General features: G+C 42.6%; 11 protein-coding genes and 1 pseudogene. 3 read left to right on the top strand and 9 right to left on the bottom strand.

Annotated elements, in window-relative coordinates:
* Nucleotides 1-221 precede the first annotated feature (221 nt).
* The 4 genes and pseudogenes from PX481_RS24220 to PX481_RS24210 form a co-directional block, all read right to left on the bottom strand.
* On the bottom strand, nt 222-485 hold the full coding sequence (locus PX481_RS24220) for a type II toxin-antitoxin system VapC family toxin (protein WP_002757403.1): 264 nt from the start codon (nt 483-485) through the stop codon (nt 222-224).
* Nucleotides 473-742, bottom strand: coding sequence for a hypothetical protein (locus PX481_RS24215; RefSeq protein ID WP_288096466.1), 270 nt, complete (start codon nt 740-742; stop codon nt 473-475). The genes PX481_RS24220 and PX481_RS24215 overlap by 13 nt, the downstream gene beginning before the upstream one ends.
* Nucleotides 694-879: pseudogene (locus PX481_RS30230) on the bottom strand (hypothetical protein). Before PX481_RS30230 ends, PX481_RS24215 begins: the two are co-directional and overlap by 49 nt.
* Nucleotides 880-1,122: 243 nt before the next feature.
* Nucleotides 1,123-1,872 (bottom strand): NYN domain-containing protein, encoded by a 750-nt coding sequence (locus tag PX481_RS24210; protein ID WP_002757405.1) that lies wholly within the window; start codon nt 1,870-1,872, stop codon nt 1,123-1,125.
* A gap of 264 nt (nt 1,873-2,136) precedes the next feature.
* Here PX481_RS24210 and PX481_RS24205 point away from each other — a divergent pair, with 264 nt between their 5' ends.
* Nucleotides 2,137-3,036, top strand: a complete 900-nt coding sequence (locus PX481_RS24205) for a J domain-containing protein (RefSeq protein ID WP_288096463.1) — start codon at nt 2,137-2,139, stop codon at nt 3,034-3,036.
* Nucleotides 3,037-3,319: 283 nt separating this feature from the next.
* Nucleotides 3,320-4,768 (top strand): serine/threonine-protein kinase, encoded by a 1,449-nt coding sequence (locus PX481_RS24200; RefSeq protein WP_002757409.1) that lies wholly within the window; start codon nt 3,320-3,322, stop codon nt 4,766-4,768.
* A gap of 21 nt (nt 4,769-4,789) precedes the next feature.
* Here PX481_RS24200 and PX481_RS24195 read toward each other — a convergent pair whose 3' ends face one another.
* The 5 genes from PX481_RS24195 to PX481_RS24175 all read right to left on the bottom strand — a co-directional run bounded on the left by PX481_RS24195 (nt 4,790) and on the right by PX481_RS24175 (nt 10,012).
* Nucleotides 4,790-5,410: a Uma2 family endonuclease gene (locus tag PX481_RS24195; RefSeq protein WP_002757411.1), complete on the bottom strand. Its 621-nt coding sequence runs from the start codon at nt 5,408-5,410 to the stop codon at nt 4,790-4,792.
* A 47-nt stretch (nt 5,411-5,457) separates the two neighbouring features.
* On the bottom strand, nt 5,458-6,984 hold the full coding sequence (locus PX481_RS24190; protein ID WP_002757413.1) for a GldG family protein: 1,527 nt from the start codon (nt 6,982-6,984) through the stop codon (nt 5,458-5,460).
* Nucleotides 6,985-6,986: 2 nt separating this feature from the next.
* Nucleotides 6,987-7,817, bottom strand: coding sequence for an ABC transporter permease (locus PX481_RS24185; RefSeq protein ID WP_002757415.1), 831 nt, complete (start codon nt 7,815-7,817; stop codon nt 6,987-6,989).
* Complete coding sequence (locus PX481_RS24180) at nt 7,807-8,748, bottom strand: ABC transporter ATP-binding protein (protein ID WP_002757417.1); 942 nt, start codon at nt 8,746-8,748, stop codon at nt 7,807-7,809. The genes PX481_RS24185 and PX481_RS24180 overlap by 11 nt, the downstream gene beginning before the upstream one ends.
* 283 nt (nt 8,749-9,031) lie before the next feature.
* A complete protein-coding gene (locus PX481_RS24175) occupies nt 9,032-10,012 on the bottom strand; it encodes a hypothetical protein (RefSeq protein ID WP_002757418.1) in 981 nt (326 codons plus the stop codon).
* 295 nt (nt 10,013-10,307) lie between these two features.
* Here PX481_RS24175 and PX481_RS24170 point away from each other — a divergent pair, with 295 nt between their 5' ends.
* Nucleotides 10,308-11,174, top strand: coding sequence for an alpha/beta fold hydrolase (locus PX481_RS24170; RefSeq protein ID WP_002757419.1), 867 nt, complete (start codon nt 10,308-10,310; stop codon nt 11,172-11,174).
* Nucleotides 11,175-11,515 lie beyond the last annotated feature (341 nt).

The following is an 11,515-nucleotide window of genomic DNA, read 5'->3' as shown; positions in this document are numbered from 1 at the left end:
TTTGCTGAATAATGGTAAAACCCTTTTAAAATAAGGCTTTTGACCTGTTAAAATCCGATGTTCATGCTGCGAAAATCGGATTGGGACCATCAAAAACCTGGCATTATCCTTATTGTAGTACATCAGTTGGTACAAAAAAGAGAGGGCAACAAAGCCTGAAACTCCCGACGACCGGCTACTGACGACCGGCTACTGACTCCTAACCCCACCAACAAACTTTTTCAGCAAACCCTAATTAAGTTTTCTTGATCAAGAAGAATATCACGATACTGGCAGGCAAGTTCTACATTACCTGAGCGTAATGGATGCACCAAAACTTCCGTCAGCGTCAACGTAGAGGTAACAACTTGAAACTCGCCTCGACTTAGCGCCCCAAAAAAGGCACGCACAAGCCCTAAATATGCCTGATTTTGCTCCATCAGGTAAATGAGTGGTGCGGTATCCAACCCCACAACTTGACCTTGTAGTTGCATCAGCCATTCCATGAGGCACGTTCCTGATTAACGTACTCTTGAGCATCAAGTCCATTCCAGATTTCTTTTCCTAGTCCTTCTAGTTCCATAATGCTATGCTTGGGCTTAACAAGCATAGGGCGACGTACCATTACAGCTAACTCTTTTAATAAGCGAAGTTGCTCGTCTGGGGTGAGATTCTCAACTTGCCGGCGAACATCTTGATAGGTAGTCATGCTCTTTACTCCCTGTGGCTCTTCGTTACTTGGTATGGTTCGATAGGGGGGCATAAATCGACTAAATCCTTATCTGGCAAGAGTTCTATTGATTAGTTTGTTTTAGCTCGAAAACAATTGACAAAAATCGCATCAATGTCCTTCTCTATAAGGGTTTCATCCCTTATAACTCCGTCCATTGCATAGCACAAACCGAAGAACCCTCCCTGTTTCTTCTATTAATCATGTCATATGGCCCACAGATCACGGCTCCAAAAAGTAAGGTAAAATGCCCCCATATTTGTCTATATCCGACCGCACTCCCGTCCGTCCCTGTGCCTAGACGTTTTTAGCTTATTATCATTTACTTTAATCAATGACCATGGTGTGTTCCCCAAAATCGATCGCTGCAGCGGTAGGACTTACATTAGGGAACGCATCCTACTAGATCTGCACTACGTTTTTGGAGTAGTGCCATTCTTTTGCTTGCTCCTCACGAAGACTGCCTTATTTTTTCGCTGAATCTCGAATAAGTCAATAGCCTCGAACAGGCCACTCAACTTTGCATATCCGTAGTTGCGTGGGTCAAAAGATGTCTGATTTGCTATGTGTCCGCCAATCTCTGCCAAATTCGACCAACCATCATCGTCTAGAGTGCTAGAAACCGCGCCCCTCAATAAACTGATTAATTTGGTGTCTTGCTTCAACTCTTTACCAGTTTTCTTAACACTTGCAGAAACTTTGGAAGTCTCCTCAGAATTTACTGCTTGATCAATAGTTTCTAGGTATAAAAATGTTGAACACGCATAAACAAAAGGCAAGGGTGTTTTCTTCTCGCCAAATCCATAGACTTTTAAGCCATTTGTCAAAATTCGCATCACTAAAGGAGTAAAGTCACAATCGCTCGACACGATTGCAAAAGCATCCAACTGTTGTGTATACAGCAAATCCATTGCATCAATAATCATTGCAGCATCAGTAGCATTTTTGCCCTTCGTATAGTCGAACTGTTGGACGGGGCGAATAGCGTATTCGTGCAAACACTCCTCCCAAGCTTTCAGCGCAGGACTTTTCCAGTTTCCGTAAGCCTTACGAATATTGGCAACTCCATACTTTGCAATTTCAGAGATGATCGCCTCAATTTTTGATGCAGGGGCGTTGTCTGCATCAATTAGCAGTGCAATTTTTGATTCTGATTGCAGCATATTGCTCCAGGTGTGCTGATCACTTTAATTTTTGAACTCGAACAGAGACTTTTCAAGTATGCCCCAACCTATAACCTAAGCCATCTAACTATTAATTATACAGAAACTTTCCGAATAACCAGAGTAAGGATATGGGGAAACTTTCGACATATCACCCCGTTTTGTAGATTCCTGACAATCAGCTGAGATACAAAGAACTTTTCAGCGACCATAGCACGAATTATAATTCTTCAGGTAACTGAGCAGACTAACTATAAAGTTGCGATGGCGGAGCAAATTCTTTCTCTACTCTTGTACTTAATTGTCATTCTAACGGCTTTTTGGTTTATTAGCCCCCAAAAAACGCCCCGTAGTCATCCCGCCTATCATCTTGCCTGTTTACTAGAAGATGCTCCTGAAAGCTCTTTAAAGGGTCAATTTTGTCCCCTGGCTACTCCCTTGGCTACCCCGATCGCCTGTACTGTTCCGCAGGTGTGGCGCAGTGTATATAGGCAGTCTCTGGCAAAACCGGATGTTAACTATTGGCAATGGCGCGGTATGCCCGAAAATGAGCAGTTTTGTCGGGAATTAGGGGAATTATTGCGGTTAAATCCGGCTGGAGGTTACGCTAAGGAAATTCTGGAAAGTCTCGCCTTGGGTCAAGATCCTTTTTATCATCTTTACTGGGATCTAAAAGCGATCGCTAATGGTAACTTTAACACTATTGGCACTAATAAACTAGCTGAGGGCAGATTTGCCCAGCGAGATTTGCGAACTCATCAGCAGATGCGGAGGGATTTTCGTCAATGGCATTTACAAGCTTGTGAACAGTTGGGAAAAGAGCGAGTTAAAGCGGTTTATCGGCGGTGTTATGGGTCAGATTGGTCATTAATCGCCCAAATTCTCTATCCTTCGCCCCGTTCCTTGGCCGTGATGATTATAGAGTCCGCTAATCCCGTTTGGTGGCGAGTTTTGGGGATTACTCCTTTTAGCACGACTAGCCGGATTGAGAATAATTATAAAACTCTCTTGTGTTATTGGCATCCCGATCGCAATTCCCATCCCAATGCGACAGAAATCACCGCCCAGCTTAATCGCGCCTACGATTGTTATCAAAGTTTTCAGGAGATGAGTAGTCAAGATAATGCACCTTTGTGGACGAAAATCCGTCGCTGGATTCCTTAGACTTGACTCTAGACCTCCTGCAAAGGTAAGTTATCGAGCCGCTATCCGGTCAAAATATCTAAAAGCCCCGATAAATTCGACATAATCTTAGGTTTTATGGATAGAATAGTTGTCTCTTGCCTTTTTTCTCCTCCTGTATCCTGTCTCCTGTATCCTGTCTCCTTACCTAACGGAAGATTTTTGATTTTTGCAGGAGATATTCTAGTTTTTCCCTTGACTTTTTCCTTAACGAAAGAATGTTAGTCTAGGAACAATTTATGACCACGCTTGCACTCTCAGGGTAATGAATCTAGTGCTTTTAAACAATCGCTACCAAATTGTTAGTATCCTTGCTAGGGGGGGATTTGGGGAAACTTATATCGCTATCGATACGAATATGCCTTCTCAACGGCGCTGTGTGATTAAAAAATTGCAGCCGGCTATTCAAAGTGAGGGGATGCCAGAATGGTTAAAAGAACGTTTTCAGAAAGAAGCAAGCGTTTTAGAGGAATTGGGGGAACAAAATCGCCAAATACCCCGTTTATACGGTTATTTTGCCCAAGATAATCACTTCTATCTGGTGCAGGAGTGGATTGAAGGGGAGACACTAACCCAAAAACAGCAACGACAGGGAAATTTATCCTCCTCAGCAGTGCGGACGATTTTGGAGAATTTACTGCCTGTTCTTGATTTTATTCACAGTCGCCGCATTATTCACCGGGATGTGAAACCCGATAATATTATCTTAAGAAATAGTGATAATTTGCCCGTTTTAATCGATTTTGGGGTAATGAAAGAGGCAGTCGCCACCTTACTCGATCCTACGGGAAAAAGTGCCTATTCGATCGCCCTTGGCACCCCCGGTTATATGGCTTCGGAACAGGCTGCCGGGAGACCGGTCTTTTCTAGTGACCTTTACAGCCTAGGCTTAACGGCGATTTTTTTATTAACGGGAAAAACTCCCCAATATCTAGAAACTGACTCGCGCACGGGGGAAATTCTCTGGCGACAGGAGGCAGAAAATGTTAATCCTAATTTAGCTATGGTAATCGATCGAGCGATCCGTTTTCATCCCCGCGATCGGTTTGCTACTGCCAGGGAAATGTTGGCAGCTTTGGCAGAAATATCCCCCGATTTGTCCACCCAACCGACTATCGCGGTTTCTCCCCATAGTCCCCGATTAAAGTCCTCTACACCCCCAAAACCAACCGTCTCCCCCACTGTGGTTATTCAACCCAATTCTGGGGAAAAAAAGAATCCTTGGCTGTGGATTTTGCTGATTTTTGCGGTGACAATTGGGGCTTTTGCCCTAGGATATCGGGGATTTATGGCTCTTTTACCCAAAAATGAGGAAATTGAACCATTACCAACCCCTGAACCTTCTCCTAGTCCTGAAATCATTCCTCCTCCCTCCCAAGATTTTCCCCCTATCCGACGACCTTCTCGTCAACGGACTCCCATTTATTCCCCGACTCCTACTCCCTCCCCGACTCCTACCCCAGAGGTGATTCCTAGTCCAGAAGTGACTCCAGAATTAACTCCTAGTCCCACCCCAGAAGAAGTAATTCCTATTCCTGTTCCTCTTCCTGAAACAGATCCAAGTCCTCAAGTTTCTCCCCTTCCTTCCCCTTCTCCTTCCCCTTCCCCTGTTCCAGAGGTGATTAATCCCCCGGTTAATGAGGATAAAATTGAACCGATCGCTCCTCCTGTTTTATCACCTTCTCCTCTTCCCACGGTGGAAAATAGTAATTAATCTAAAAATACGGGTTTTTCTTTAAGCTCTAGCACGAAAAATTTGATTAGCAGTGAGGTTTAACTCTGGAAAAATCCCTGAAATAAGACGTTGATCCTGTTTAAATAAATTACCTTGATATTCTCCATCTATTAATTGATAGATAGAAATGGTGGGTTCTTTGGGGCTGCCGATATATCGGGCCGAACCTTTGGCTAAATAATCGATAATCCAATATTCGGCAATTCCTAATTGTTCGTAGTCGTCGAATTTTTTCAGATAATCATCTCGCCAATTGGAACTGACAATTTCAATAATTAATTTAGCTGATGTTGCCAGAGAAATTGAGGAAGCGGTTTCCCAATAGGGATCGTTAACTAGATTTTCTCTGTCTAAGACAATAATATCGGGTAGATAACCTGTATGGGGTCGAAGGGGTTTTACTGCCGCAGTATTAGGGATAAAATAGGGCAATTGCTGCCGATTTATCTCTAAGAATAGGGTTCCAGAAACAAATCCGCCAATTTCTTCGTGTTTTCCGATCGGTCGCATCATGGGCAATAATTTTCCTGCGATTAATTCGTATTGTTGTCCATCATCGGGATATTGATTGATATAGTCATCAAAAGTCAACAATTGGGGGATGGTTTGGGTTGTGGTCATGGCAGTTAGGGGAATAAGAGAGATGATTTTTCTAGATTCTAACTCGATTAACGACGTTGCCACCAAGTCAATCCAGCTAGGGTAAATCCTACTAAAGGCATCACTACCATCGCTATCCAAAAAATAGCGTTAGCTTGCAGGGGATTTAAATTGATTCTTCTATTTTCTGGTTCCTTGGCCCGGATAGATAAGGTGGCTGTTTCACCACTGGCTAACCACTGCACAGAATTTAAAAATATATCTCCGTTTAACTGTTGTTCAAACAGTCCATCGCTGGCAAAGCTGGCATTACCAATCACGATTAATTTACCTTTTTTTCCCGTCAGGGCAACTCCTAGATCAAAGGGGCCGGCTAAATCTTTTTCAGGGTTAAACTGGAGATTCTGATCATTTAAATCACTCTCAGCCCACATTTTATCATTAGTAATCATTAAAGATACGGCTTCAATTCCTTCGATGGGAACGGTAGCGATAGGACGAGCAAAGGGAAAGATAGAAATACCGTTGGCAAAATCGCGAGTAATCGGATGATTGCCGTAATTGGTAATAATGGGACTAGCCGGACCTAAACCGATAATTTCCCCGGCACCGGAAGCATCAATAATAATCCGATTATCCAGTTTCACACCCCAAGGGGTTAATAAGGGTTCTAATCCGGTTTCGGTTTGGGGGTCAATCATTAATAAAATTTTGCCCCCTTGCTCAAGATAGTTTTTTAAAGCGGTGACTTCCTGGGGAAATATTTTTCTTTTGGGACTGGCAATAATAATGACATCGGCATTATTGGGAATGGTGGAACGTTCCACTAGATTAAGTGGTTCTACTTGATAACCTTTTGCTTCTAAACTATTGACTGCTTGTCCTAAACCCCCTTGAGGTTCTTTGATGGCATTTTCTCCATGACCTTGCAGAAAGTAAGCGGTTAAAGTGCGATCGGTTTTAGCGGTTTCGATGGCGTTACTCAGTTTCGCTTCGGTGAGACTTTCCTCTTCACTAATAGTTTTTAGAGGTTGTTTTTTGTCACCATACTGTAGATAGACTCTAGACAGATTATCATCAGCTAGTTTTTTAAATTCTTGGACAATATTGGGTTTTTTCTCGGGATTAACTATCTCGTACTGAAATTGGGGGTTTTTGCGTTGATAATTGGCTAAAAGTTCCTCTTCGTTGCCACTGATTCCCCGGGTTGAAAAAATCCAGACTTTGACGGGTTTTGACAGATTGGTTAATAGTCTTTCGGTTTGGGGGGATAAACTAAAGATTTGGTTTTCGGTTAAATCAACTCGATAGGGATAACGGAGGGCGAGAAAGTTAATTAAACCAATAACGCTGAGGACAATAATAGTAGTAATGAGGGTTTGAGTGCCGGTGCGGGTACTTCTTTTTTGCCAAAAGTCTTTGGAAGTGATTACTAATAACAACAGCCACCCTAGAAACAAAATAGCTCCGGCAATTAATAACCCCAGAGAGAGGGATGACCATTGACCGGAGATTAACCCCACGGTTAAGCCGGCACTACCCAGAAATAGGGCGGGTATATAGAGAAATTTACCGTATTTTTGCCAGGATCTCATAGTTAGTTTCTTTGATAACGGTCCGCTTCGATCGCTTGAGTAGTTAGGAAGATTCCCAGCAGAATATAACTGAGGAGGATGACTAAACTACTACTGTCAAAAATTCCCCGCACGAAATTGTTAAAGGGTTGATACCAAGATAGATGGGATAGTAATTCTTTCAGGAAAAATCCGATCTGTTCTCCCACTTCTCCTCCGATGCGATCTCGAAAGAAGGTTTCGGCATTGTTAGCAATTACATCCAGTATCCAGATAAATAAGATGGTGATAAAGGTGATGATGTAAGCAAGGATAGAACTATTGGTGAGGGAAGATATAAACATCCCGATGGCTAGGATGGCCGCTGCCAGTAAAATTAATCCTAGATGAGCTAGTAAAATACTGGCTATATTTACTGGGGGAACTGCGGTACTAAAAACCACTATTTCGTAAATCCAGAGGGGGGTAATCATCACGGTAAAAAAGGCTAACACTCCCAATAATTTACCGATGGCTATACTCCAATTAGTCAGGGGAGAAGTGGCTAAAAGTTCTAGGGTTCCCTGTTTTTTTTCCTCTGCGTATAATCCCATAGACAGGGCTGGCAAAATTACCAACAATAAAGAGGATAAAATAATGCCGATGAAAGTGGTCATAAATTCAGACACCGTATCTCTGGCTACCAGAAATCCCGATTGTTCTTGGATACCAATATCGAGAATAATGCCGTAGAGAAGGGAGTTAAAGAAAAATCCTGCTACTAACCAAAATATCCCCATAATGATATAGGCATTGGCGGCGGTAAAATAGCTTTGAAATTCCTTGCGAAAAATCGCCCAGATATTATTGATCATGTCTCTCCTCTTGCTGGTTACTTTCCCCGCTGCCGATTACTTCCAGAAAGATGTCTTCTAGGGTTTTACGCGTGCGACGCATTTCTAATAGGTTATAACCATTGTTGACAACTATTCTAGCAAGTTCTGCCCCTAGGTTTGTCCCCGCTTGACCAACAATTTTGAGCAGATTATCGCCGACTTTTGCCCCTTGCTCGACTTGCGGCATTTGTTGAAGGATTTCTAACAGGGAATCCCTATCACCTTCGATCTCAATTTCATAACTGGAACCAGCAGGGGTAGCGGTAGTAATATTATTGGCTACGATGCGACCCCGATTAATAATTGTCGCTCGATCGCAGGTAATACTCACTTCTGGTAAAATATGAGTGGAGAGAATAATTGTATGTTCTCCCGCTAAACTTTTAATTAGATTTCTCACCTCGATAATCTGTTTCGGATCCAATCCTACTGTCGGTTCATCTAAAATAATTACCGGTGGATCGTGTACAATCGCTTGGGCAATTCCCACACGCTGTTTATAACCTTTGGATAACTTGCGGATAATAACTTTTCTTTTTTCTAGTAACTGACATTTACCTAAAACTAAATCTACCCGCGCTTTTCTATCCCCCGATGAGATGCCTTTAATCCGCGCCACAAAATCAAGAAAACTTTCCACGGTCATCTCTGGATACAAGGGGGGATTTTCAGGAAGATAACCAATGCGACGACGCACTTCTAAGGATTGTTGATGCACATCGTATCCTGCTATCCTTGCTGTTCCTGTCGTGGCAGGAATATAACCGGATAAAATCCTCATAGTCGTGGTTTTTCCCGCTCCATTTGGTCCCAAAAAACCGAGAATTTCTCCTTTTTCTACGGTAAAATCCACGTCACTGATTGCCGCGGTAGAACCATAAATTTTACTCAGATGTTCGACTTCAATCATAAGCTTTATCAGTTGGTAAAGAGGAGGCAGGAGACAGGAGACAGGAGCGGGGAGAATATAATAGACCTCGACCTCATATTATCTCAAGACCAAAAGTCTTTCTAGTTAAGGAATCTACCCGAATAAAAATTATTTTAATTGCCTCAGATTTTTTCAGTGAAATTGAATTAGCAACGATATACATTCCAGTTCTCGAACTATTTAGTTAGTACATAAACTAAAGGCAAGCTGTGACTGGGTTATAATTTTTGGAGATGTCTAATAAATAAAAGTAATGCCCTCATTACTGATAACTGATTTTTCCTAGACTATGATCCCGATTAATTTCTACCACTAGATGCGCTTGTTTGAGCAGGGGTGGCAGAAATAATTGCGGATGTAAACTTTTCCAAAAATACTTGACAAATTCCTCGATTTCTGATGGGGTCATACCTCCTTTTGTTTCGGCTGCCTGTCGCCATTGTAAACTGTAACGGTAGTCAAGGGGATAAAGAATCAGTAAGCGATCGATTTTTGACCAGAGGGGTAGATATTCTCGCAATCTTTGATTATTATCCCTGGCCAATTGTCGGTCTTCTTCGCTATTAATCGGATCGGGGGCATGATCAAAGACTGTTTCTTCTATTGGATTCATGCCCACAAACCAACCCTCGAAAAAAAGAATATCAACTCGTTCCACTTGTTCCGCTGCAATTCTATCTCCTTGTCCTTGATGCAGGGACTTGTCAAACCGCGGGATTAAAATCGGACTTTTTTGCTGACAAACCTGTTCTAAAACTTTAATTCCTAATGCTATATCATGAGTACCCGGTGGACCACGCCAGCGCAATCTTTCATCCTTTTGACGCAATTTTATTCGCTCATTATAGGTCTTATAAATATCATCTAAAGAGAGATTATTTACTTTTAAATCAAAATAGGCTAAAATAATCGACATTATGGATGTTAAGGTGGTCTTTCCCGTGCCTTGAGGGGCCAAAATGCCTTGAATCAACGGTTTTGCGTGGCTGCGTAGCTGTAGCGCCCAGGGAATCCAGAAGCGCCAACAGCTGATCAAAATCTGATTTGGCTGATTTATCCCTAACTCCTGACATTTTTGCCAGACTCGCGGCCAGAGAATCATTAGTAGTTCCGCCCTTTCCTGTAGGATGAGAGGGTTAGTCTGCTGAAAACTTAAGGATTCGATCTCTAGTAAATCTTCTAGATCCGCCTGACTTAAGGGATTTTCGTCGATTAATCCCCGTAAAATCGTCAAAATCTTCATAGCTGTTATATCAGAATTAGCAAAAAACTGTCCCGATGATTCAGGAGTAATTCTCTGGGGTTAGCCACCAATACCAGCAGATTAATCCCGCTCAAGATTTTTTTTGAGAGTGTTTTTTAGGGTTATTTGCCCAAAAATGAAGGGTTCGCAGGCAGGCATGGATTCCCATTATATATATGAGTATATGTCAAGTCCCGTTTTCAGTCAAGGGGTTTGGCCAAAAATCTCTAGCTTTGTCTCCAGTTTCCCAATCGGTTAGACTAAGAATTATTAACATTACTTAACAAAACAGCCGATGAATACAGCTGCCCTGACGATAAAGCAAAATTGGCAATGGCAAGGACATTCGATACACTATGTGCAAGCGGGTACTAGAGTTGCGGGAAAACCCCCTTTACTATTAGTCCACGGTTTTGGCGCTTCCACCGACCATTGGCGAAAAAATGTGCAAGGTTTAGCCTCAGAATGGGAGGTATGGGCGATCGATCTGTTAGGATTCGGTAGATCAGCTAAACCGGATATTGTCTATAGTGGCAGTCTTTGGCAGCAACAATTAAACGATTTTATCAAGGAAGTTGTGGGCCAACCGACGGTTTTAGCCGGTAATTCTCTGGGGGGTTACGCTTCTCTCTGTGTGGCTGCTAATCATTCCGAGAATGTTCGGGGATTAATTCTCCTCAATAGTGCCGGTCCCTTTAGCGAGACAGAAAGCAATCGTCAGCCTAATTTAGCACAAAAATTACTGCGATCGATCTTGCTGCAACCCCACGCCAGTTATCTCTTATTTCTCTATACCCGTCAACCCAAAACTATCCGCAAAACCCTAGAGAAAGTATATCTCGATCGCAGTGCCATTACCGAGCAGTTAATAGAAGATATCCGTCGTCCTTCCCTGGATGCGGGAGCAGCCAAAGTTTTTGCTTCTGTGTTTAAATCTCCCCGGGGGGAAAATGTGGATATTCTCCTGCAAAAGTTAAGTTGTCCCCTGTTGATGTTATGGGGTGAAGGGGACCCTTGGATGAATACTAGGGAACGCGGGGCCAAATTCCGTCAATACTATCCTTCTCTGACAGAATATTATCTAACTGCCGGTCATTGTCCCCACGATGAAATTCCCACAGAGGTTAACCGGTTGATTAGTGATTGGATGAAAAGCTTATAGGTAGTTAGGGACTGGTTATCAGGTTTTTATTTTTTTGACGCTCAAGTAGTCGTGCAAAATTAATTTCCTAGTCGAGACAGGATACAGGATACAGGATACAGGATACAGGAGACGGGATACAGCTATTAGGGATCGGATTTGAGTTTTCAGTTCTCTGTTTGCTCACCACCGCAGAAGCCTGACGGAGTAGTGGCTTAGATGTGTAATTAATTGTGCTTAGATACTTATCTAACCTGAAAAAAGAGGGTTCGCAGGCAGGCACCGATTCCCATTCTATATATAAGTATCTGTCAAGTGCGGGGATTTGTCAAGGATTTTTTTGAAAAAATCTGCCAGAATTT

Source organism: Microcystis sp. M53603_WE2 (genome assembly GCF_030065435.1).
This window is presented reverse-complemented; position numbering and strand designations above follow the sequence as displayed.